Raw genomic sequence first — 24,854 nt, 5'->3', positions numbered from 1 at the left:
TTATCGTCAATTAAAGGGTTTAAGACCCCAACCAAAACACGTAGCATATTTTCAGTTGGGGTTTAAATCCCCATCTGAAAATATGCTACGTGTTTGAATGCGTGAATTTTGAATTGTTAACGTGCACCCTCCCCAAAGCATCGAGGAGAGTTGGCAGTTTACGATTACATAATATTAATCGGGTCTACATCAATAGTTAAACTTACAGACGAAGGACAAAGCGATCGCACTTCTTCCCAATCTGGTAATTGTGGTAAGGCATCGGGGGCAAATTTAATTAATATCTGCCAGCGATAACGATTAGCTACTCGTAAAATACTCGCTGGTGCTGGGCCCAATATCTCGAATTCTTCTTCTGTACTCAAGGCTGTAGCAATAACTTGCGCCGTATTTTGTACTTGAATCGGGTCGAGACTACTTAAACGCAACAAAATTAACCGCCCATAAGGAGGATAATTGAGTGCTTGGCGTTGTTCTAATTCCGCTTGAGAGAAAGACTGATAATCGTGCGATCGCACTGCTGCAATTACCTGATGCTCTGTAGTATAAGTCTGCACAATCACTCTACCCGGATCTTCACCTCTACCAGCACGTCCAGCGACTTGTGTCAAGGTTTGAAATGCTCTTTCGCTGGCGCGATAATCTGATAAATTTAGCAATCCATCGGCGGCAACAACACCTACAAGTGTCACCTGTGGTAAATCCAAACCTTTGGTGAGCATTTGTGTGCCGACTAATAAATCTGCTTCACCGTTGGCAAATTGCGTGAGTAAGGTACGATGTGAACCTTTGTTGCGGGTGGTATCGCTATCAAAACGAATCAAGCGTAACTCTGGGAACTGTCGCGCTAGTTCTTGCGTGACGCGTTGAGTACCGCTACCGAAAAATTTCAGGTAAGGGGAACTACAATCAGGGCAAAATTTGGGGTGCGATCGCGCATAGTTACAATAATGACACCGCAATAATTCCGGCGCTTTTTCTTCGGTGTGGTGATATGCCAGCGACACATCACAGTGGGGACATTCCAATACATATCCACAACTGCGGCAAGAGACAAAAGTACTGTGTCCCCGACGATGGATAAATAAAATTCCCTGTTGTTTTCTTTCTTGCAACTCTTGTAAAGCTGTTTGCAGCGATCTACTAAATATAGAACGATTTCCCTGTTGCAACTCTTGCCGCATATCGACGATTTCCACTGGCGGTAAAGGGCGGGAATTGATACGTTCAGGCAAACTTAAGTAATGAGTGCTGTTAGCGGTAGCGGGGCGTTTAGCCCGTGAGGAGTGAGGAGTTAGGAGTGAGGAGTTAGGAGTTAGGAGTGAGGAGTTAGGAGTTACAAATTCTCCCCCTGCTCCCCTGCTCCCCTGCTCCCCTGCTCCCCTGCTCCCCTGACTCCTCATGCTTACCCAAGTTTCCAACGAAGGCGTAGCGGAACCCAACACCAAGGGGCAATTTTCTAATTCGGCTCGCCATTGGGCAACGGTGCGGGCGTGGTAGGTAGGTATAGGGGAATCTTGTTTAAAACTGCTATCGTGTTCTTCATCTAAAATAATTAAACCCAAGTTGGGTAAAGGGGCGAAAACGGCGCTGCGAGTACCAATGACAACTTGAGGTTCTCCCGTAAGCATTTGTCGCCAAGTGTCATAACGCTCACCGTCTGAGAGGGCACTGTGATAAACGCTGACTTTATTACCAAAACGAGCGCGAAAACGATCGGTTAGCTGGGGTGTAAGTCCAATTTCTGGGACTAAGACAAGGGCGGATTTACCTTGATTGAGGAGAGGTGCGATCGCTTGCAAATATACTTCGGTTTTTCCTGAACCTGTCACCCCATGCAATAAAACTTCAGCAAATTCATCTAATGTCTGGATTGTCTCTAAAGCGCTAGCTTGAGCAGTAGTTAAAGCTTTAGCACCATCACCTGCTAAAGTTGGGCCTTGTTCAGTTCGCAAAACTTCCCGTTCTTCGATGACGATGTAACCCTTTTGTGCCAACGTCTTGAGAATAGAGGAACTAGCATTGCAAATTTGCAGTAATTCATTTTGCCACAACTCCCCACCACGTCGCCGCAGCACTTCTAAAATTTCTCGTTGGCGAGTAGTTAAGTCATCGTCGATTGTACCTGTGAGCGTGACTGCTTTTTGCAACTTTGGTCGAGTCAGTCGCGGCGGTTCTAAGTAGCTTTCTACTAAACCAAATCGCAATAACTCCCGAATTCCTCGATAAGCAGATTTGACTTTTTGTTGAAGGTAAACAAAACTGTAATCCCTCGCCGGCTGCCCTTGCAAAAGTTCCCAAACTTGCCGCGCAGTCGGAGTCAGAAAAGCTAAAGGATCGGCAGATGCCAGTAAATAACCACTTCCCCCTGCCCCCCTGCTCCCCTGCTCCCCTGCCCCTCTGCCTCCAACCAGACGGATACGACGCTGCGATCGCCCCAGTAACCCTGGTGGCAGAGCAACCCGGATTACTTGAATCAGGGGCGTATAGTAATATGCAGCAACTCGGTTGAGTAATTCCCAATAAGCACTTGGGAAAAATCCAACGCTGACTATATCTTCTACTTCCCGAATTTTTTCTGGTGGTAAATCGATATTTGGTTGTGCCAGTAACCGAATAGCGATCGCTCCTAATTGTTGCGCCCCAAATGGCACGCTCAAAATATCCCCTGGTTTTATTTCTAACTGGGCTGGCAATCGATAAGTAAATAGTCCTGTACTTCCTGGACAGTCTACCAATACTTCAACCCACCGATTAACAGTTTCACCTGACTTGTATGATTCACTCGGTTCACTCACCACGAAAGGAGATAAATTTATGTCATTAATATACATACTTGCTGATTTTATAATTAAATATTTTCTTCACATAGCTGGTCAAAATCAACCTAGCTAACTAAACTTTAGTTTTTCGCTTTCTTAAATTTAAATGGTATTTATCAATACTGTTATTCTTCATAATACTTGATAATTTTCCTCTTATGTAATCTACTAGACAAATTCGTATCAACTATATATGCAATAAATATTTGGTGCCCACTATACAAATAAAAGCATATTGGCTTTTGCTGCAACAGTTACTCATCTACTAAATAGGGAGTAGCCTTTTTCCGCCTATCGATAGATATTCAACCCTTTCTGCTTATGAGATGCTTTTATACAAAGTAAGATCGTCCCAAAAATTAAGCTGGCTCTCTTATAATTTGTATCATGTAGGTAACTTGAAATCAAATCGGGAATGCGTAAATTTATTAGCAGGTCTTCCTTTTATACAGTGGACTCCAGCGCCTAAAACATTATAAATATTTAGAAAAATATATGAAAGTTTAAGAAATTTGGATGAGTAGCTGGAATTTTTATATTTGTTAAGGTTGAGAAAGTTTGAGGGGGTTTGACATATTTGATAATTCAGAAAAAAATGAAGAATATATCTGTTGGGAATCTAAGAAAAAGCTTTATTGGGTGCTAAGGTCAGTTTCGTTATAGTTGTATATAACTGTAACCTATAGGTAGTAGGTAGATGCCGATTTTTATTTCTGTAGACAAATTAGCATCAGCCTATATTTCGCTATTCTTTACGGGTGCATCGTCCATTAGGGAAAACTACCAAGCCTCAAACGAGTAGGTGTAACTAAATTATGTACCAAACAAAGCAACAATCCCTAAAGGAAAATATGAATATTGTTGAATTGGGAAAAATGGAAATATTGGAGAATGCTGCTGATATCGAAGAACCATCACTCGATAGTTTAAATGCAGTGGCACAAGAAGAATCTCCAATTGTAGTAGAAAATCTGGAATCAGACGAACGCGATGGAGATGACATGGCGGCGGCTCGTCCTTCGGGGTACAACAAAACCGAACATGATGATGCTGTCGGCGCGTTTTTTAAGGAAATGGCGCGTTATCCGCTCTTAAAAGCTGATGAAGAAGTAGAGTTAGCGCGGCGAGTCAGGTTTTTAGAGGAAGTCAGAGAAATACAAGCGGCTTTAGAGTTAAAACTGGAACATGAAGCCAGCAAAATAGAAGTGGCTTCCGAGCTAGGAATGACGGAAAAGCAACTAGAAAATCGCTTGTATCAAGGGAGAGTCGCGAAACGCAAAATGATTCGCTCGAACTTGAGATTGGTAGTATCTATTGCTAAACGATATTTAAATCGGGGAGTACCTTTTCTGGATTTAATCCAAGAAGGAGCAATGGGTTTAAATCGCGCTACAGAAAAATTCGATCCCGATAAAGGATATAAGTTTTCTACTTACGCCTATTGGTGGATTAGACAAGCAATTACCAGAGCTATAGCTAATGATGCGCGGACAATTCGACTACCGATTCATATTGTCGAAAAGCTTAACAAGCTAAAAAAAGCCCAACGGGAACTCAAACAAAAACTCTGTCGTAATCCTACCGAAGGTGAAATGGCAGAATATTTGGAGATTAGCGTGCAACAACTACGTCAGCTACAACAGCTACGGCGACAAGCACTTTCTCTCAATCACCGCGTCGGTAAAGAAGAAGACACGGAATTGATGGATTTGCTAGAAGATGAAGATAACTTGTCTCCAGAAGCAAAAATGAATGAAAACATGATGCGTCAGGAGATTTGGGAAGTCTTGGGTGACGTATTAACTCCACGAGAAAAAGATGTGATTTCTCTGCGTTATGGTTTGACAACCAGCGAACCATGTACCTTAGAAGAAGTTGGCAATATGTTCAATCTTTCTCGTGAGCGAGTGCGTCAAATTCAAAGCAAAGCCATGCGGAAATTGCGCCGTCCTCACATAGCCAAACGCTTAAAAGGTTGGTTGATTTAATTACATTGCTCAAGATAGAGATGCAATCCCTAACTTAATTAGCTTTGCAATTCGCAAAAATCGGGCGTTTTGTAGCTTTTTTCGGCTCTTGTTTGGTCAATATTCAAAAAAATTGCCCAGTTGCCTATAGACTATGGACTATAAACTATGGACTATGGACTAATGACTTCGGGTAGCAATTTAATTGTGCGTTTTGCTGAACCAGCCGATTGCAGCATACTGTTTAAATTAATTGAGGGACTTGCAGAATATGAAAAATTATCTCACGCGATCGCTGGCAATGCTCTAGCACTTCAAGAGCATTTATTTGGTTCACGGAGGTATGCAGAGGCAATATTAGCAGAATCTGCGGGTCAAGCTGTCGGTTTTGCGCTATTTTTTCATAATTATTCAACATTTCTGACTAAGCCAGGAATTTATCTGGAAGATTTATTTGTTTTACCAGAATATCGCGGGCAAGGTATTGGTAAGGCTCTGTTGACTAAAGTAGCTCAGATAGCTGTAGAACGTGATTGTGGGCGATTAGAGTGGAGTGTCTTAGATTGGAACGAGTCAGCCCAAGCATTCTACCGTAGGATGGGAGCATCTATATTAGATGATTGGCGAATTTGTCGCGTCACAGAAGATGTGCTGACTCAATTAGGAGCTGTTAAATAAAAAACAAAGGATGAAGCAGGATAATTTTCATCTTTAATATTTCATCCTTAAATTTTAATGATTTTTTTTAGAAAATATTCAAAAGTACATAAATTTGCATTTTAATCATTAGCATAAATGCATATTTATGTAAATAAACAAGCTAGGGTATTTTGTAGAGAAGCACATTTTCGTTACATATCGCTTTGTGCTAACAAACCTCAATCTAAAATTGCCAAGATTCAAAATCCAAAAACTTTATTCAATAAAGCAAAGTTTGACAGCTTGTCATTTGACTATGGCAACGGCTCAACTGACAATTATGGAGGATATTGCACCGAATAAGCCGTTATTGCAGAGAGAACACGAAATGAAAAAAATGATTACAGTCATGCTGTTAGGCATAGCAATCTTCACCTTTGCCTTCAGCCGTCCAGCTTTGGCAGCAGATGCTGCTAGTGGAGCTAAAGTATTTAGTGCTAATTGTGCCTCTTGTCACGCAGGAGGAAAAAATCTGGTTCAAGCTGACAAAAGCTTGAAAAAGGACGCTTTAGAAAAGTATGGTATGTACTCAGCGGAGGCGATTATTTCCCAAGTTACAAAAGGTAAAAATGCTATGCCCGCCTTCGGCAAACGTTTGAAGCCCGAACAAATTGAAGATGTAGCGGCTTATGTGCTTTCACAAGCAGATAAGGGATGGAAGTAGATTAAAATCTAACTTCAAAAATTAACAATTTGCGGGGCTTTTTGTCCCGCTAATTTTAGAGTTGCCGCAATTATCAAACAGGATGCATATACCAATTTGGGATTTTGGATTAAGAGTCTGTACAAAAAGACTGTTCCAAGCATATCAAACAATACTACCTATCCTCATTTGGTATTATGAGTGATTTCTGGCAATTATTTTTCAGTGTAATTATTGCTTTACCTCTGATTTTTTTGACTTTACCTGCACATTCTTCACCCATTTTAATTACCCAAATTACAGCGAGTGATTTCTTGGAGTTGGGTGTAGATAAGATGGAGCACGGTGATTATCAGGAAGCAATAAAGAATTTCAACCAGGCGATTGCACTTGAGAAAGATTTTGCTGTTGCTTATAGCGATCGCTGTCTGGCTTATCTCCAATTACAAGATTACCATCAAGCTGTTACAGATTGTACGCAAGCCATAAATTTTGCACCGGATAACTTTGAGGCTTATCTAAATCGGGGAGTAGCACACTACAGACAAGGGGATTATTCAGCCGCCATTGTCGATCATAATCGAGCGATCGCACTTAAACCATCCGATTTTCGAGCTTACTACAACCGAGGGCTAGCTCGTGCTGGCGGTGGGAAAGATTCAGAGGCAATTCTTGACTTTAATTTAGCCCTAACTCAGATACCTCAAATAACTAGCTTACTACTTGCAGATATCTATAATGATCGAGGTTTAGCGCATTTTGTCTTGCAAGATATCCAAGCTGCGATGCTCGACTTTAATCTAGCAATTCGTCTCAACGCTAACGATTATAGAGCGTACTTTAACCGAGGTTGTGCTTGCGGACGAAATGGAGATGACTTTGGTGCAGTGCGTGATTTTTCCCAAGTCATCAGACTTAACCCCAGTAATGCCCAGGCTTATGTTAATCGGGGAGTAGCTCAGTATCACTTAGGATATCATTTAGGAGCTATATCTGATCTGCAAAAAGCATCTGAGTACTTTGAAAACCAAGGAAAAAGAGTTGCCTACGAAAAAACTCTAGATTTACTGAAGAATCTGCGACAACAAATTTCCTTTGCAAGTGAAATCGCTCTTTTATAAGACTTCAGCACTGTGTAGGGTATCCACCAGCTTGAAAAATCTGTTCTGCGGTTATATTTAACTCTGGGAAAGTAGGTGAGATAATGCGTTGTTTACCGCCGCAGGCATCGCTACCTCGAAACTGGCTGACTTGATATTCTCCCTCAATTAAGGTGTAAAGCGAAACGGTTGCTTGTTTGGGGTTGCCAATAAATCGCCTACCGCCTAAAGCAGCATAGTCTACAATCCAGTATTCCGGTATGCCTACAGCCTCATAGTCAGCAGCTTTTTTTAAATAATCATCACGCCAATTGCTATTCACTACCTCAACTACTAAGGGTATTGATTCCGCTTGGCTTACAGTAGATTCTTTTTTCCATAGAGGTTCGTTTACTAAATTGGGGCGATTTAATATCAGCACATCTGGTGAGTAAGCAGATTCATTTTCAGGCGGTTTGACTAATGCTGTTTTAGGTATGAAATAGGGGAGATTTAAACGAATACATTCTCTAGTAATTTCAAAGGCTAAAAATCCAACTACCTCTTCATGGTCGCCTGTGGGTTGCGGTATCTCGACTATTACTCCATCATGCAATTCATAACGTTTTCCTGTGTTGTCAGGATATTTAGCAACGAATTCATCGAATGTAATTAGTTTGCGTAAGGCTTGAATCATAAATTATTGTCTTCTATTGTGTTTGTGAAGCGTCCAGTTTTCTCAATGCTAACGTAATTCGTAATTGCTACAAGAGAAGAGGCTTTGAAGCTTATTCCCTTCGCCTTTTAAAACCTAGCTTGCTTATGAAGCCCAATATCTCTAGTCCTTGGAGAGCGCACATATAGAAATTTAAGTGTATGAAACAGAATAAAATATATCTCAACCCAGAGTCAGATCATATTACTAGTAGAACCGAGATCACAGTTAAATTAGTTTATCTCGGCTAAACTAAATACTTATACTGAAATATAACAAATACTCGTATAGAAACTTAAATTATGCCAATGAATAGAGCAGATCGTAGAGATTCTAATTATGACAACGCTGTTAATAATCCTCGCTCACGACAGATAGAGCCAGCTTCTTATCATGAGCTTAAACAGCTATTGGGGACTGTTCGCGTCCAACGCGATGAATGGCAACAACGTGCGAAAGAAAATGAAGAAGCTGCATCTCAACTGGTTCATGTTCAGCAAAAGATTCAAACTTACCAAATCGAAGCTAATGAGCTAAAAGAGCGAGTCACTCAAAATTACCAGTTCTTTGTTGATGAGCAAGAAAATCATCAAAAGACACTCTACCTCTATAACGAAGAAAAAGCGAAAATATCCCAGCTAGCTAGTTCATGTTCACCAGCGAGAGATCCAAACTTGCCAACTCGAAGCTAATGAGTTAAAAGAGCGAGTCACTCAAAATTACCAGTTCTTTGTTGATGAACAAGAAAATCATCAAAAGACGCTCTATCTTTACAACGAAGAAAAAGTAAAAATATCCCAGCTAGTTCATATTCATCAGCGAGAGATCCAAACTTGCCATCTCGAAGCTAATGAGCTAAAAGAACAAGTCACTCAAAATTATCGCTTCTATATTGATGAACAACAAAGTCATCAACAAACACTTTGTGTCTACAATGAAGAAAAAGCTAGAGCAACTGAATTGTTTACCAAATATGATGCAGCCAACTCTGAACGAGAAATGTATTTGACTTTATACAATGAGGCCAAAGTAAAACTCAAACATGAGCGACGTTCCAAAGCCAGTATTAAGGGATGGGAAACTCGCCGGAAAGCCGAGAATGAAAAACTAAAACGAGAAATTGCCCAGATGGTTGTGCTACTGCGTGACTCTTTAGCAAGTAAAGATGAAGCAGTAAATAATCTTTACGTTGTAGCAGAACGTATGGATCGGATTCAATCTCTAGTTGATTCGGTAGAAGAAGAAACAACTAACAATCCTATGGGTTTGGTACAAAAATTTAAACGCATCTGGCTGGCAATTAAAGACATACTTTCTGAATAAACAAGCATACTTATGAGCAAAAAATCACTACCAACCACGCAAAAAAAAGCTAAAGCGAGGTTGGGAGATCAAATTCGCAGTATTGCCGATCGCCTTAAACAAGAGACTGATGTACAGATACAAGCAACTTCTCGGATTCTAGGGGCTGCTGCTCAAATTGCCGAAAATCATGACCGACTTATTAATGAAGTAGTTGATATGGTTGAGTCAGACCTAAATGTAGAGAAACAGGTATATCAAAAGCATATTTACACTGTCGATATTCTGAAGCAACAATTTAAAACATTACGAGATGCAAAAACTCACTTTAATCTGAAAGTTACTAGTTGGGAATCACTAGTTAATAAATTAAATGCTGCATCTTCCCAAACAACCATAACACAGAATGAGCCTCAATCAAATCAGGATTTGACAGACTCCAATATGATAATTGGTAAATATAATTTTAATAATATTGAAAAATTGACAGTTTTTTTAGAGCCTGATGTTGCAGAAACGTTTCCCAATTCGGAAGCAGTAAATGAAGCTCTGCGTTTTCTAATTAGAGTTACAAGTAAAAATGGTTAAAGCATTTTATCAACTGTATAGAAAAAAGATATTTTTCTATACAGTTGAGCATCTTTTTCTCTTCATACTGCTAACTGACAAGACGTAATACCATTAGAGAGCGCTCTGTAACTGGTACAGTTTGAGAGTCTGAAACTAATTTTCCGCGCTCTAAAAAGCGAGGTTCATTAGTGTCAATTACTATCTCCCATACCTTGTCTTTAAAGTCATCGGGTAAAGCAAAATCAATTAACTCGTAGTGAGCGTTAAAAAATATCAGAAAACTTTCATCAATAATCCGCTCACCACGATCCCCTGGAGTAGCAATTCCCTGTCCATTCAAAAAAATCTCCATTACTTTGGCATAACTAACTAGCCACTGCTTCTCAGTCATTTCGCTGCCATCAGAATTAAACCAAATAATATCATTAATGCCTAAACCGTAGATGGGGCGACCTTGAAACCACTTACGTCGTCGGAATACTGGATGCTGATTGCGAAAGTTAATCAGTTCACGTGTAAAGTCTAATAAATCTGCGTTCGCTTTATGCAAATCCCAATGCCGCCAAGAAATTTCATTGTCTTGGCAGTAGACATTATTATTTCCCTTTTGACTACAGCCAATTTCATCCCCCTCTAATAGCATTGGGACACCTTGAGATAGCATTAGGGTTGCTAAAAAGTTTCGTCGTTGCCGTTCGCGCAAACGCATTACTTCTGGATCGTCAGTTTCGCCTTCTGCACCACAATTCCAGGATCTATTATGGCTTTCACCATCTCTACTGTCTTCCCCGTTTGCCTCGTTATGCTTTTCGTTATAGCTGACCAAATCATTTAACGTGAAACCATCATGAGCAGTTATGAAATTAACACTTGCATTTGGGTTGCGCCCGTTTGTTTGATACAGGTCAGGACTACCAGTAAAACAGTAAGCAAATTGTCCTAAACTATCATCTATACCACGCCAAAAATCTCTGACTGTATCTCGATATCTACCATTCCACTCAGACCAACGCAGTGGAAAGTTCCCGACTTGATAGCCTCCTTCTCCTAAGTCCCAAGGTTCAGCAATCAGCTTCACATCTGCCAAGATTGGGTCTTGATGAATAATGTCAAAGAAAGCTGATAGATTATCTACCTCATATAATTCCCGTGCTAGTGCCGAGGCCAAATCAAATCGGAAACCATCTACATGCATTTCTGTTACCCAATAGCGCAGGCTATCCATAATTAACTTCAGAACTTGAGCATGACGCACATTCAGAGAGTTACCGCAGCCTGTAAAGTCCATGTAGTAGCGAGGATCATCCTTTACCAAACGGTAATATACAGAATTATCAATACCTCGCAAAGATAGCGTTGGCCCGAAATGATTTCCTTCGCCAGTGTGGTTGTAGACTACATCTAAGATCACTTCAATTCCGGCAAAATGTAGTGCCTTGACCATTTGCTTGAATTCGGTTACTTGTTCTCCCTTAGTCCCACTAGCACTGTAACTAGAATAGGGAGCAAAATAATTGATGGAATCGTAGCCCCAGTAATTCTTTAATCCTTTATCTTCTAAATGTCCCGGATGAGATAGGAAATGATGTACTGGCATCAACTCAACTGCTGTAATTCCTAATTGCAGTAAGTGTTGAATTGCAGCAGGATGTGCCAACCCGGCATAAGTGCCCCGTAACTCTTCTGGAATAGCTGGATGTAGTTTAGTAAAACCTTTGACGTGAGTTTCATAAATAACAGTTTTATACCAAGGTGTACCAAGCAGTTGATCGCCTTCCCAATCAAAAGATTGATCGACCACAACACACTTGGGCATTATTTTGGCATCATCTAGTTCAGAAAAAACTAAGTCTTTTTCCTCAGCGTCTAGAGAGTAGCCAAAGACAGCCGGATCGTTACTAAATTCACCGTCAATTGCCTTTGCGTAAGGATCAATTAATAGTTTGTTTGGATTAAATCGATGACCTACCTCCGGTGCCCACATCCCATGCACTCTAAACCCATACTTTTGGCCTGGGGCAACTCCTGGTAAGTAACCATGCCAAACAAAATTGTTTTTTTCTGTCAAAGGCACACGGATTTCTTCGTCATCGTTGTCAAATAAACAAAGCTCTACCCCTGTTGCATTTTCCGAAAATAAAGCAAAGTTTGTCCCTTTACCATCCCAAGTTGCACCTAAAGGATATACACTCCCTGGCCATAAAGCTACATACATGAGTAAATCTTGAATAATTAGTTTTTCAGCAAATATTATTGACTTCAACTTTTTGAATAATTAGTTAAAATTTAAAACTACTAATTATTCGTTAAAATCACTAACATTAAAGTCTAACTTCTAAATAAATATTATTTGCTCTATCATTAGTAATAAAAATCCCTATTCCTTAAGTTGGAAAAATTAATGTAGAGGGCAACAGGCTGAAAGAAAACAGCCCTGTCTGTGACATGCTACGCGATTTGCTTCAGTAAAGCAACCCTCAAAAAAGCTTCTTTTTCCCTGCTCCCGTTTGACTACGCTCACGGCAAGCCTGCCCCTAGCAAGAACTGCGGTCTAAATGATTCAGTCTTTAGCCAGACAGGATATAACTTCTTTAAATACGATCGCTCTAAAGCTTAACATATAGTGAATTGACAAATAGTCTCATCTGAACTGTAGAAATATGACAGCGTGTCTTTTGACACGACGTTACTATTACAGCAACAATGCTACGTAGTGACTGTTTTTACTTAGTGTGAAAGAGAACGTGAAAAAGGATTTTTTGTTGCTAACAGTTGCTTTACCGAGTTTACTGATAGCGTCTCCTAGCTTTGCTGCTGAGAGTGAAATTGAGCAGAGAAATACTAATAAATCAACCGAAGTCATTTTAGATATTCCGAGTTTGAGTGAAATTGAGCTACCCGCAACTAATGCCGAATTATTAACTCAACAACCTGTACCAAGTGAAGTAAATCCAGAAGAAACTCAGCCAGAAACAGAGCAAACTCCGAGCGATGATGCAGACATTACTATAGAAACGATCGCAGAACCAGACAATCTACCCCAATCTACTCCAACTTACGTCATTGATAAAGAAGAAATTCAAAAGCAGGGCGCTACAAGTTTAGCCGATATTTTGAAAAGAATGCCTGGTTTTGCAATCAATGATGTCGGTCATGGTGCAGATATTCACACAGGTACATACTATCGGGGAGCCTCAATTAATCAGTCTGTATTTCTAATTAATGGCAGACCAATTAACAATAATGTCAACATTTATCATGGTGGAACTGATTTAAACAGTATTCCTGTAGAGGAGATTGAACGAGTAGAATTATATAGCGGTACAGCCTCCGCTTTATATGGTTCCTCAGCCTTTGGGGGAGTTGTGAATATTATCACCAAACAAGGTTATGGCAAACCTAAATTGAGCGCTAGTGCAGAATTTGGTTCATTAAATTTAAATAATCAACAAGTGAGCTATGGTGGTTCATCTGATAAGGTCAAGTATAACTTTAGCTTTGAAAGATTCTTTACAGATAACCGTTACCCCGTTCCAGTAGGTGCAGCAAATCGAGATGAGAAAGGATTTTTATCAAATGCAGATACAGCTACAAGTACATACTTTGGTAGCATTGGACTAGATTTAAATCAAAAAAACTCTTTAAATTTAGATGTTACTAAACTCAGCAGTCGTCGCGGCTTAATTTATTTTGGATTTCCTCTGCAAAGAGATAGATTAGACCACGATGGTTTAAATGTTGGCTTATCTTGGAAAACTCGGCTAGGTAATGGCGAAAGCTCTAATATTACAACCTCAATTGGTTATAACCAAGATTATTTCAGCACTTATGGCCCTACGGGAGCATCATTTTATCGTAGAGGGTCTTTAGATACGCAACAACTCACAGCCAGGGTAGATCATGAGTGGAAAATTACTTCCAATAATAAATTGCGCTGGGGATTAGATTTGAAAAACACCGACTTAATCGGTGATGTTTTGAGTACAGATCCTACTAGGATTGCCGAGAACGAAACTGAAGATAGAAGTTTGTTTAATACAGCTTTATTTGCTGTCAATACTTGGAATATTAGCGATAATTTTCTGATAGATTTAGGACTAAGACAAAGCTTTGACAGCCAATTTGGAAATTATCTCAACCCTAGTGTTGGGTTACGTTATGCCGTCACACCAATAGTAGCAGTGCGTGGAAGTTGGGCAGGGGGACAACGCAATCCTGGGTTGGATCAGTTGTATGTTTATGATACAGTTCATGGTTGGGCACCTAATCCTGATTTAAGCCCAGAAATTGGCTCAACTTGGACTGCAGGAGTAGATGTTAATTTTTCTCAAAATCTGATTGGACAGTTTACTTACTTTGGTAGTAGTATAGGCGATCGCTTGGGAGTCATCGCTGGTAAATGGGCAAACATTGGATTAGTAGATACCAATGGTTTAGAGGCTGCATTGCAATTAAAAATTGCGGCTGGCTGGTCAACTTTCCTCAACTATACTTATACAGATGCCCAAATAAAAACAGGAACAGAGAAAGGTTTACAATTAGGTTTGATTCCCTATTCTGTACTGCAAACTGGTGTGGGTTATCAAAATTCAGGTTGGCAAGCTAACTTGTATGTTACCTACAATAGTGGCGCTCGCAGATCTATCTTCACTAACTCTACTGACAAGCCCACAGATTTTGCACCGTCTTTTGTGAATATAGATTTGAGTGGGCGTATACCTCTAACTAGCAATTTAGGATTGACAGTTTACTTAGAAAATCTACTCGGTGAGCAATATGAGCGAGTTAATCGCATATATAGCCCTGGATTTACTTTTCGTGTTGGTTTAAACGCCAATTTTTAGGTATTCAATGTAGAGGGTTGCAGTTACAATCTCTCTACATTGAAATTGCATTACTATTTGCTAGCAGAGAAATTATATTCTCCAAGACTACCACCAATACCATTGCTCAAGAAAGCTGAAAAAGATCCTCCGATTCGCAGTGTAGAACCTGTTTGTGAGAGATTGCCTTGATAGTACTGATAAGGAAAGTTACTAGAAGACTTACGGACAAAAGCAATACGTCCCGAACTAGGGCAATAGAAGCCTTCAATCGCATTTCCAAAGATGCTTCCAGAGATGGGTTTGCAGTTGAGAGCGCTTGCAGGTTGGGTGATAACAAGAGAGCCAAAACTTTGATTTCCTACTACAGACCAAGTGCCAGCCACGCTTGTTGGCCAGCCATCAGCATCAGCTGAACTTACCCATGAAAATGTTCCACAACAGACAGCAATAGCTGTATATGTTTTTAAATTATTCTTCATAATTTATCATCGAAAAATTATACAATGGGTTTTATATGTAGCAAATAAAATATCATCACTAACATAATAATTACTATAAAATTTACAAAAAATTACGAAAACTTACCCAGGTTATAATTCTTTGTAATAAGAATTTTTTGTTATTGTCCTTCAATACAAATAGCTGACATGAGAGCCAGAATTGAAAATAAAATACTTTTTATTCACCACGAAGATTTACCAGAGTTTAAGAAGGGTGGTTCGGTGGTGAGAAACTCTTATTTTTGGGCACTACGTTCAATTGCTGGTCAAGCTTCACGTTATCGTGATTGGGAATACGAACCGGAGGTTTGGCTAGCGCTTTCACGAATGCTTTTATCGTTTGCTGAATCTGGATATTTGGGTATTAGAGAAACTTTGCTAGAGTTTCCCTTCTCTCAAGGAGAAATTCCTAATTTGTTGCGAGATGTTTCGACTTGGGAGTAAGGATGTATAGCTGTCATTTTTGTTAACAAATCCTTGACCAGCTTCTAGTTGAAAATGATTAAGATTAGAGATATCAAGCGATTACTGTAAATATTTGTATCTTTTAATTTGTAACCACCGCTTTTGAAATCTCCAAACATCTCTTATACATAGACGTGTAGCGGCTTCTTGCAGGGTACGAGCGATCGCTATATATTTCTATTAAGGATTCAAACAAAGCGGTAAATAATTTTCTGCTTAATCAGTGGTGCGAGAACATGAGTTTCAGCAGGGGAATTTAGAAGCCTGACGAGCCGCACCACAGCATCTTGTTTGCTCCCCTGCTCCTCTGCCCCCTTGCTGCCTCGACAATTTACCTTTTCTTAGTGCCATTCTGTACTGATATCATGTCCGCATAATTAGTTATGATTTCCACAGTCATTGCACCCCACACGCCAGGTGCTTCAAGTCGGCAGAGCCGCCCAACGCACTGGCTCCCCTTAATCCCCTCCCCGCTCTTCGGGAGGGGAGACAAAGCGTAGCTTTGGCGGGGTGGGGTTCTTCGGGTTTAATAAGTAATCAAGCGGAGATGATATGACACCTGTGCAACTAGCGCTTGTGATGATTTCGCATGGATTTATGAATCTTCTTCCATCTTTCTTTCTCAGCTAATTGCGCCCTCTGGTCTTGTTTGCGAGTCAGGTAGTCGAGTTCTTTTTGTAACTTTTGGTAGCTAAGAAATCTAGAATAATCAAGTTCTCCCTCAGCCAAAGCCTGCTGCACGACACAATCCGGTTCGTTATTATGCTGACAATTGCGGAAATGGCATTCTTGCGCCAAGGTTTCGATGTCTGCAAAAGTTTCTTGCAAACCTTCATCACCTGCCCAAATTTGGATTTCCCGCATTCCTGGAGTATCAATAATTAATCCGCCAGTAGAGAGCAAAATCAATTCACGATGAGTTGTCGTGTGTCTACCTCGGTCATCACCTTGCCGTACTGGTTGCACAACTTGCACAGATTCACCTTGCAGTTGGTTGGTGATAGTGGATTTACCAACGCCAGAAGACCCCAACAAAGCAACTGTCTGTCCTGGTTGCAAGTAAGGTTTTAAAGCATCCAATCCTTGATGATTGGTGGCACTTAAAACTACAATTGGTACACCCAAAGCAACTGCTTCTACTTGGGTTAAATACTTTTCTAGAGAGTTGCACAAATCTGCTTTGTTCAACACAATTACCGGATTTGCACCACTTTCCCAAGCCAGAATGAGATAACGCTCAACTCTTCTTGGGTTAAAATCACCATCCAATCCTGAGACTAAGAAGACTGTATCAATATTCGCTGCAACAATTTGTTCTTCTGTTTTACTACCCACCGTCTTGCGAGAAAATTTGCTTTTCCTGGGTAAAATCTCGTTGATAGTGGCTCGTCCTTCAGATTCTCTGACACTAATCACAACCCAATCTCCAACGGCGGGAAAATCTTGTGGTTGAGAAGCACGATGCCGCAATTTACCTGAAACTTCTGCTGAAAGTTCCCCTTGTTCACTATAGAGGGTGTAAGTATTTCTGTATTCAATAGCAACCCTACCAACGCTAAATCCTTGTAAGCGATAGGGTTCAAAGCTGTGAGCAAAAAAGTCACTCCAACCTAAATAATCCAAATTCATTGATGTTTCCTCGATGTGTGCTACTTGTTTTGCACAAGGTTCCACAGAGGAAGACACTTCTATGCAGGAGAACTCCCCGCACCAGAATGTCTGTGAATTCTAGTTTTCATTCCTGTAGAAAACAGGACTGAACAGAATCTCTGCGCCTTGTGTCCTTTGAGTTGGGATGGTCAAAGTAACCCGGACTGCTAACAACTCAGTCATAGTTCGTCCTCCTTATGTACTACAGTTAATAATCTACATTACTACATTAGCCTATTCCAGAAAATTCGTTTAACCCTGATGTAGAGACGTGATTTATCGCGTCTTAAAAGACTAATGCACAAGTTTGTACATTACAAAAATAAATCTTGGTAAAAAATATCTGCTCATCTTTCACCAACTTCTAGCGAAAGAAAGAGTTTGAGGCTGAGTATCTCTGTAATCATGAATGCGGACAAGTGTTTACCTGCTAAATAACTGATATGCCGCAATATTTCGGAAAACTACCCACCACTAACCAAGCTTGGACAACTGTTAGCAATGTAAAAGCTGTAAGCTGGGAAAATAATACTGTTAATTTTGACTGTGGCGACTCACGCCTGACCATCAGCGTACTTACTCCGAATTTAATCCGTGTGCGTTTCGCACCAACTGGGGAATTTATGCCTCGCCGCTCTTGGGCAGTGACGCTGGATGATGCAGAATGGGCAATAAAACCTTTTGCAGTGCGGGAAACTGAAGCAACAATAGAAATTGAAACAGCACAAATTCGTGTGTGCGTTCAGCGAGAAAAATGTCGCATCGCCTGTTTTGACAAAGCTAATCGTCCCTTTGCCCAAGATGCAGATATGGGAATGGGTTGGCGGATGGGCGCAGTTGCAGCGTGGAAAGAAATTGCAACTGACGAACATTTCTATGGCTTTGGTGAACGCACAGGCTTTCTGGATAAACTCAGCGAAGTAAAAACCAACTGGACAACGGATGCTTTAGATTATGATGCACTCACTGATGAAATGTACCAGGCAATTCCATTTTTTATGGCTTTGCGCCCGCAGGTAAGCTATGGCATCTTTTTTAACACTACTTTTTGGAGTCAGTTCGATATCGGCGCTGAACAACCAGGGATTTGGAAGATGGAGACTCGTGGCGGTGAATTGGATTATTACATTATTTACGGCCCCGAACCTGCCCAAATCCTGGATACTTACACTCAGTTAACTGGAAGAATGCCATTACCGCCGAAATGGGCGCTAGGTTATCATCAATGCCGTTGGAGTTACGAATCAGAAAGCGTTGTGCGGGAACTGGCGCGAGAATTTCGTCAACGCCGCATTCCTTGCGATGTTATTCACTTGGATATTGACTATATGCAGGGCTATCGAGTGTTTACTTGGAGTCCTCAACGCTTTGCCAATGCGGCAAAACTCATTAATGATTTAGCAGAGGATGGTTTTAAAACAGTCACAATTATCGATCCTGGTGTGAAGTATGAACCAGAAGGTAATTATCACGTTTTTGACCAAGGCATAGAAAACGACTATTTTGTGCGTAAAGTTGATGGTACGTTGTTCCACGGCTACGTTTGGCCTGAGAAAGCTGTTTTTCCTGACTTTTTACGTCCTGATGTGAGTAACTGGTGGGCTGATTTACACAAAAGCCTAACTGATATTGGTGTGGCAGGAATTTGGAATGATATGAATGAACCTGCCATAAACGATCGCCCTTTCGGCGATGATGGTGAAAAGATTTGGTTTCCCCTAGATGCACCGCAGGGAGGCAGGGGAGCAGAGGGGCAGGGGAGCAGGGGAGCAGGGGGAGATGACGGAGCAGGGGGAGCAGGGGGAGAGGAGGATAATTCTCAATCCAAAATCCAAGTTGCGCTGGAAGCGCACCAAAGGTGCGACCTAAAATCTAAAATTGATGTGACTCATACGGAAGTGCATAACTTGTATGGGTTGATGATGGCTAAAGCTTGCTATGAAGGGTTACGACGGCATCGAAGTTCAGAGCGATCTTTTGTGTTAACGCGATCGGGTTATGCTGGTGTGCAACGCTGGTCTTCGGTGTGGATGGGGGATAACCAATCGTTGTGGGAGCATTTAGAAATGTCTCTGCCGATGCTTTGTAATATGGGACTTTCGGGTGTGGGGTTTGTGGGTTGCGATATTGGCGGGTTTGCTGGTAACGCTACAGCTGAATTATTCGCTCGGTGGATGCAAGTAGGAATGCTTTACCCATTGATGCGCGGTCACTCGGCAATGTCTACTGCTCGTCATGAACCTTGGGTATTTGGCGATCGCGTTGAAAATATCTGTCGAGAATACATTAATCTACGTTACCAATTACTTCCCTATATTTATAGTCTTTTTTGGGAAGCGACAACAACGGGCGCACCGATTTTAAGACCACTATTGTACCACTTCCCCAACGATCCGAAAACCTATAGCCTCTACGATCAAGTATTGCTAGGTGCATCGCTGATGGCTGCACCAATTTACCGCTCTGGAGTTGAGCATCGAGCTGTCTACTTACCCGCTGGCACTTGGTATGATTGGTGGAGTGGCGATCGCTACGAAGGCCCAATTCACATTCTTGCTCATGCACCACTGGAAAAAATGCCACTGTATGTTCGTAGCGGTGCGATCGTTCCTATGCAAGCTGTCAGCCAATACGTTGATGAATCGCCACTCGACCAGATTCGGTTACGAATTTGGCCTGGTAACAACGAATATCAGTTATTTGAAGATGATGGACAGACAAGTAAGTATCAAAAAAACAATTTTTCAATCACAAACATACGTGTATTTACGCAGGCAAGCCAAACAGTAGTGGAAATTGAAGCAAGAGTTGGAAAGTGGACACCTCCACTGCGAGAAGTGATTATAGAACTTGTTGGTGTTGGAGAGCAACGGTTTCAAGATGATGGTAAGCGACATAGCCTACAATTCTGAAATCAAGATTGGGGATTGGGCAATTCAATTTTGGATTTTGGATTTGCGATTTTGGATTAGAATTCAATCTAAAATCCAAAATCTAAAATCTAAAATTCCCAGTCCCCATTATTTCCTACTTGAAATTATGCAAAAAAAATATGCATAGAGGTAGATGAAAAATCAGCCCAAGTGTAATTTACAATACAAAAAACATCAATGATTAGCTCGTAAGAAATACGTAAGTTTACTACGCTAGATAGATAGATGCGGTTAGAGAATACTCAATGTTAAATATTAACCGCTTGCGGCTGCAAGATAGATTTAAAATCTCTACAAATGCACTTGTGGCAAGAGTCGCAAGTGCGAGCGCTGTTTTTGTTGGTAGCTTAGTATTAGTTGGCTGGTGTCTTGGCATTGAAGTTCTTAAGCGCGGCTTCCCTGGTAGTCCTGCCACAATGAAAGTCAACACAGCACTTTGTTTTGTGTTGTGTGGTGTGTCACTTTGGCTATTTTTAAAAGGGGAGCAGGGGAGCGGGGGAGCAGGGGAGCGGGGGAGCAGGGGAGCAGGGGAGCAGGGGAGCAAGGGAGCGGGGGAGCAGGGGAGCAGGAGGGAAAGAACAATTCAAAATTACCCGCACAGTTCCACAGTCGCCTTGCCTATAGTTACTCTTGTAATCTCTCAGGTCTGTGCAATAGCTGTCACCACAATTGCAGCGCTTACCCTCTGTCAATATCTGTTCGGTTGGAATCTCGGCATTGATGAGTTCGTATTCCGTGATTTGCGAACTAGTATAGCGACATCGCATCCGGGGCGAATGGGGGTGAACACAGCACTCAACTTTATACTCGTCAGTGTCGCCCTACAGATTCTGATTCATCCAAAAACCCACCGCAGTTATTGGTATGCCCAGATTATCGCTCTGATTGCTACTTTAATTTCCTTTCAAGCGCTGATGGGCTATGCCTACAAAGTAAAAGTTCTCTACGGACTTGCCCCTCATACAACATCAATGGCGTTACAGACAGCGGTGTTGTTCTTTTTACTAAGTATGGGAATTCTGTGGGCGCGGGCAGAACATGGCTTAATGAAGGTAATTACAAATGATAGTTACGGTGGCTTACTTGCACGTCGTTTATTAATTGCCGCGATCGCAGTACCTTTTATATTGGGATGGGTAATTGTCAAAGGTCAACGGGCAGAACAATACGATCCGGCATTTGCAGTATCGGTGTTTGCGATCGTTTTGATTGTAATTTTTACTATTTTGATTTGGCAAAGTGCCAGGGTTATTGAACACCTCAGCGCTCAACGCGACCTTGCCCAAGAAGCACTGAGAACCTACGAAGCTAAACTAGGGAGTTTTGTAGATTCTAACGTCATCGGCATTCTGTTTGGCAACGTGTATGGCGGTATCCAGCAGGCAAACGACGAATTTCTGAGGATGATTGGTTACACGCAGGAGGATTTGTCAGCAGGTAAGTTAAGTTGGCGCAATATCACACCATCAGAGTATCTATACTTGGATCAGCGAGGTGTTGCCGAAGCCCAAAAAAATACCAACGCTGCTTGTACACCCTACGAGAAAGAATATATTCGCAAGGATGGTAGCCGCATCCCGGTTTTAATTGGTTACGTCCTGCTAGGAGAAAACCGGGAAGAGTCAGTAGCCTTTATCCTCGACTTGAGCGAACGCAAGCAAGCAGAGGCAGAGCAACAAAAATTAGTGTCCGTAGTAGAAAATAGCTCTGATTTTATCGGCATCGCCACCCTTGAAGGTCAATTACTCTACATAAATGATGCAGGTCAAAAGCTGGTAGGTCTTTCCAGCCTTGATGAAGTGAGGCAAAAAGCAGTATTAGATTACTTCATGCCCAAAGACAAAGCCTATTTTCAAGAATATATACTGCCGACTGTGCGATCCCAAGGGCGCTGGCAAGGAGAATTCTGCTTCCGGCATCTCCAAACAGGTCAACCGATACCAGTTGATTACAACATCTTCACTGTTACAAATAACAACACAGGTCAGCCAATTGCCTTAGCAACTGTGACTCGTGACATCAGCAAGCAAAAGCAGACCCAGGAACAAATCTTACAGCTCAACAGGGATCTACAGCGCCGCATTACTGAATTACAAACTTTGTTGGAGGTAATTCCGATTGGAATTGGCATTGCCGAAGATCCAGAATGCCAAAATATCAAGGTCAACCCTTCTTTTGCCAAGCAGTTGGGAATATCCTCAGATATAAATGCCTCCCTTAGCGCTCCCTTGTCCGAAAAACCGACAAGCTTTAAAGTCTACCGCGAGGGAAGGGAAATCTCAACAGAAGAACTCCCAATGCAATACTCTGCTGCTCATGGTGTCGAAGTTCTGGATTGTGAACTTGATATTATACATGAAAATGGCAAAACTGTCAAGCTGTTGGAGTACATTGCACCCCTGTTTGACGAAGAGGGTAAAACCAGAGGATGCGTTGGTGCATTTTTAGATATTACGGAGCGCAAACAGGCAGAAGAAGTATTGCTAAACCAGCAAAAATGGCTAGAGGATGTGTTAAATTTGATGCCAAGACCGTTGCTGTTTATCGAACCAGGAACGGCGCGGGTAACTTTTGCCAATCGCTCTGCTAACGAATTAGCAGGGGGGGAATTTCCTAAAGGTGTACCTGTTGAAGATTATCACACAGTTTATTACTATACAGATGCAGCTGGCGATCGCATCCCCAATGAGCAAATGCCAGGAGTGCGGGTTGCCCGTGGCGAACGCCTGAATGGATTGGAGGTGGACTGGCACACTCCCACTGGCGTCCACTCTCTACTAGTATTTGCTGATACCTTGCCAGCAATGCACGGTCATCCGGCTACCTGTATCTTAGTGTTCCAAGAAATTAGCAACCTCAAAGATGCACAAAAAGCACTCTCATTAAGTTACAAAAGGCTAAAGCTACTATTTGACACAGCCAATGATTTATTATCGAGTCAGCAACCAGTAGTACTAATCGATACCGTCTACCAAAAACTAAGAGACCAAATTGGTTTAGATGTTTACTTTAACTATTTGATTGAGGATAACTCTCAGCTAATACGGCTAGAGTCTTACAGTGGCATTTCTCCAGAACTGGTAAACCAAATCGAGTCTTTAGAATTTGGTGAAGCGGTTTGTGGGACTGTCGCCCAGGAGCGTTGTGCAACCGCTCTAGAGAATGTGCAGCAATCAATTGACCCGAAAACAGAATTGATTCGTTCTTTAGGAATTACAGCTTATTATGCATCCCCATTGCTCGCTCAAGGACGGCTATTGGGTACTCTTTCTTTTGGCAGCCGCACTCTGTTAAGCTTCACCGACAATCAAAAAGGGATGATGCAAGCAGTATGCGACCAAATAGCGATCGCAATGGAACGGACTAGTTTAATTGCTTCTTTGCAACAACAAACTGAGCAGTTGCAAGAAGCCAACCGGATGAAGGATGAATTCTTAGGGATATTGTCCCACGAATTGCGATCGCCCCTCAATGCCATCCTTGGCTGGGCGCAATTACTGCAACGAAGCAAGCTCAGTGATACCCAAATGGCTAGGGCAACGGAGACAATTGAGCGCAACGCCAAAGCGCAAACCCAGCTAATTGAAGACCTACTAGATATATCGCGGATGAGTAGAGGCAAGTTACGCCTCGATGTCCGTACTTGTAATTTGGTTCCCATAATTGAGTCAGCTATCAAAGCTGTTAGTTTAGCCACGCAATCCAAGGAAATCGATTTGAGATTTTCTCTGATTCCCTCAAAAAAAACGCTAAATTCAGATTGGGAATTAGGAGTTAATCAGGAAAATCGCGAATTTCCGAAAGCACAATCCCAAACCAATCAACTTTCACAGGACAGCAAGCTGGGTGAAAATTCTCAATATTTAGTTTTTGGGGATTTCGAGCGCTTGCAACAAATTATCTGGAATCTGCTATTCAATGCCATCAAATTTACACCCATTGGAGGAAGGGTAGAGGTGCAATTGTCAGTAATTAATGGACAAGAAAAACAACAAACAACGGATAAATATGCTCAAATTCAGGTGATTGATACAGGCATTGGTATCAGCCCTAATTTTCTTCCTTACGTCTTTGATCGCTTTCGTCAAGCTGATAGTTCTAGCACTAGAATCTATGGTGGATTAGGACTAGGTTTAGCGATTGTCCGTCATTTAGTGGAATTACATGGCGGTAATGTCCATGCAGATAGCCCAGGTAAAGAACAAGGAGCGACGTTTACCGTCAAACTACCACTTCTCAAAAGTGCCCACCTCCATCCTTTTGCCCCTCTACCCCCCTCTGCCCCTTTGCCCCTCTCCCTGCTTGGTGTGCGCGTGCTGGTTGTAGATGACCAAGCCGATAGCCGTGAATTTATCACCACAGTCCTCGAACAGTGCCAAGCCGAAGTTACAGCTGTAGCATCAGTTGCAGAAGCATTGCAGTTAATTAGACAGTGGAAACCAGATGCTTTAGTCAGCGACATCAGTATGCTCCAGGAAGATGGTTACTCTTTGATCCGTAAAGTGCGATCGCAACCACCAGAACTAGGGGGAAATATTCCAGCCGCAGCTTTGATAGCTGATACTAGGGCAGAGGATCGGATGCGAGCTATACAAGAGGGTTATCAACTGCATTTACCTAAACCTATTGAAGCAGCTGAGTTAGCTACAGTAGTGGCCAGACTTGTTGGACGGACTTAGAGGA

The 24,854-nt window shown here is 41.6% G+C and carries 17 protein-coding genes; 11 read left to right on the top strand and 6 right to left on the bottom strand.

What is annotated here, in order from left to right; all coding sequences use genetic code 11:
* Positions 1–164 precede the first annotated feature (164 nt).
* Complete coding sequence (gene priA, locus RMY63_RS28380) at positions 165–2,834, bottom strand: primosomal protein N' (RefSeq protein WP_322731898.1); 2,670 nt, start codon at positions 2,832–2,834, stop codon at positions 165–167.
* 803 nt (positions 2,835–3,637) lie between these two features.
* On the opposite strand from priA, the gene RMY63_RS28375 reads away from it, so the two are divergent.
* The 4 genes from RMY63_RS28375 to RMY63_RS28360 all read left to right on the top strand — a co-directional run bounded on the left by RMY63_RS28375 (position 3,638) and on the right by RMY63_RS28360 (position 7,252).
* On the top strand, positions 3,638–4,810 hold the full coding sequence (locus tag RMY63_RS28375) for an RpoD/SigA family RNA polymerase sigma factor (RefSeq protein WP_322731897.1): 1,173 nt from the start codon (positions 3,638–3,640) through the stop codon (positions 4,808–4,810).
* 162 nt (positions 4,811–4,972) lie between these two features.
* Positions 4,973–5,467, top strand: coding sequence for a GNAT family N-acetyltransferase (locus tag RMY63_RS28370; protein WP_322731910.1), 495 nt, complete (start codon positions 4,973–4,975; stop codon positions 5,465–5,467).
* Positions 5,468–5,816: 349 nt separating this feature from the next.
* Positions 5,817–6,152 carry a cytochrome c6 PetJ gene (gene petJ, locus RMY63_RS28365; protein ID WP_322731909.1) on the top strand — a complete coding sequence of 112 codons (336 nt, stop codon included), beginning with the start codon at positions 5,817–5,819 and terminating at the stop codon, positions 6,150–6,152.
* Between the two features lie 176 nt (positions 6,153–6,328).
* Positions 6,329–7,252, top strand: a complete 924-nt coding sequence (locus tag RMY63_RS28360) for a tetratricopeptide repeat protein (RefSeq protein ID WP_322731896.1) — start codon at positions 6,329–6,331, stop codon at positions 7,250–7,252.
* 4 nt (positions 7,253–7,256) lie between these two features.
* On the opposite strand, the gene RMY63_RS28355 is transcribed toward RMY63_RS28360, so the two are convergent.
* On the bottom strand, positions 7,257–7,907 hold the full coding sequence (locus tag RMY63_RS28355) for a Uma2 family endonuclease (RefSeq protein WP_322731895.1): 651 nt from the start codon (positions 7,905–7,907) through the stop codon (positions 7,257–7,259).
* Between the two features lie 326 nt (positions 7,908–8,233).
* Here RMY63_RS28355 and RMY63_RS28350 point away from each other — a divergent pair, with 326 nt between their 5' ends.
* The 3 genes from RMY63_RS28350 (at position 8,234) to RMY63_RS28340 (ending at position 9,815) form a co-directional block, all read left to right on the top strand.
* Entirely contained in the window at positions 8,234–8,617 is a 384-nt protein-coding gene (locus RMY63_RS28350) for a hypothetical protein (protein WP_322731894.1), read from the top strand.
* Positions 8,618–8,885: 268 nt separating this feature from the next.
* The gene (locus RMY63_RS28345) at positions 8,886–9,248 is read left to right on the top strand and encodes a hypothetical protein (RefSeq protein ID WP_322731893.1); all 363 of its coding nucleotides are present in this window, start codon (positions 8,886–8,888) and stop codon (positions 9,246–9,248) included.
* Between the two features lie 12 nt (positions 9,249–9,260).
* A complete protein-coding gene (locus RMY63_RS28340) occupies positions 9,261–9,815 on the top strand; it encodes a hypothetical protein (RefSeq protein ID WP_322731892.1) in 555 nt (184 codons plus the stop codon).
* 70 nt (positions 9,816–9,885) lie between these two features.
* Here the strand turns inward: RMY63_RS28340 and glgX are convergent, their stop codons facing one another.
* Entirely contained in the window at positions 9,886–12,012 is a 2,127-nt protein-coding gene (glgX, locus tag RMY63_RS28335; protein ID WP_322731908.1) for a glycogen debranching protein GlgX, read from the bottom strand.
* 529 nt (positions 12,013–12,541) lie between these two features.
* Between glgX and RMY63_RS28330 the strand changes: the two genes are divergently transcribed.
* Positions 12,542–14,641 carry a TonB-dependent receptor gene (locus tag RMY63_RS28330; RefSeq protein WP_322731891.1) on the top strand — a complete coding sequence of 700 codons (2,100 nt, stop codon included), beginning with the start codon at positions 12,542–12,544 and terminating at the stop codon, positions 14,639–14,641.
* A gap of 53 nt (positions 14,642–14,694) precedes the next feature.
* Here the strand turns inward: RMY63_RS28330 and RMY63_RS28325 are convergent, their stop codons facing one another.
* Complete coding sequence (locus RMY63_RS28325; protein ID WP_322731890.1) at positions 14,695–15,102, bottom strand: hypothetical protein; 408 nt, start codon at positions 15,100–15,102, stop codon at positions 14,695–14,697.
* Positions 15,103–15,270: 168 nt separating this feature from the next.
* Here RMY63_RS28325 and RMY63_RS28320 point away from each other — a divergent pair, with 168 nt between their 5' ends.
* Positions 15,271–15,567, top strand: a complete 297-nt coding sequence (locus RMY63_RS28320) for a hypothetical protein (RefSeq protein ID WP_322731889.1) — start codon at positions 15,271–15,273, stop codon at positions 15,565–15,567.
* 209 nt (positions 15,568–15,776) lie between these two features.
* Here the strand turns inward: RMY63_RS28320 and RMY63_RS28315 are convergent, their stop codons facing one another.
* The gene (locus RMY63_RS28315; protein WP_322731907.1) at positions 15,777–15,866 is read right to left on the bottom strand and encodes an AraC family transcriptional regulator N-terminal domain-containing protein; all 90 of its coding nucleotides are present in this window, start codon (positions 15,864–15,866) and stop codon (positions 15,777–15,779) included.
* A gap of 289 nt (positions 15,867–16,155) precedes the next feature.
* Entirely contained in the window at positions 16,156–17,217 is a 1,062-nt protein-coding gene (gene rsgA / locus RMY63_RS28310) for a ribosome small subunit-dependent GTPase A (RefSeq protein ID WP_322731888.1), read from the bottom strand.
* A 464-nt stretch (positions 17,218–17,681) separates the two neighbouring features.
* Here rsgA and RMY63_RS28305 point away from each other — a divergent pair, with 464 nt between their 5' ends.
* Together RMY63_RS28305 and RMY63_RS28300 are read left to right on the top strand one after the other, a co-directional pair.
* Complete coding sequence (locus RMY63_RS28305; RefSeq protein ID WP_322731887.1) at positions 17,682–20,150, top strand: glycoside hydrolase family 31 protein; 2,469 nt, start codon at positions 17,682–17,684, stop codon at positions 20,148–20,150.
* A gap of 266 nt (positions 20,151–20,416) precedes the next feature.
* A complete protein-coding gene (locus RMY63_RS28300; RefSeq protein WP_322731886.1) occupies positions 20,417–24,850 on the top strand; it encodes a PAS domain S-box protein in 4,434 nt (1,477 codons plus the stop codon).
* Positions 24,851–24,854 lie beyond the last annotated feature (4 nt).

Source organism: Nostoc sp. ChiQUE01b (assembly GCF_034531255.1).
In the GTDB taxonomy this organism is placed as follows: Bacteria; Cyanobacteriota; Cyanobacteriia; order Cyanobacteriales; family Nostocaceae; genus Nostoc.
This window is presented reverse-complemented; position numbering and strand designations above follow the sequence as displayed.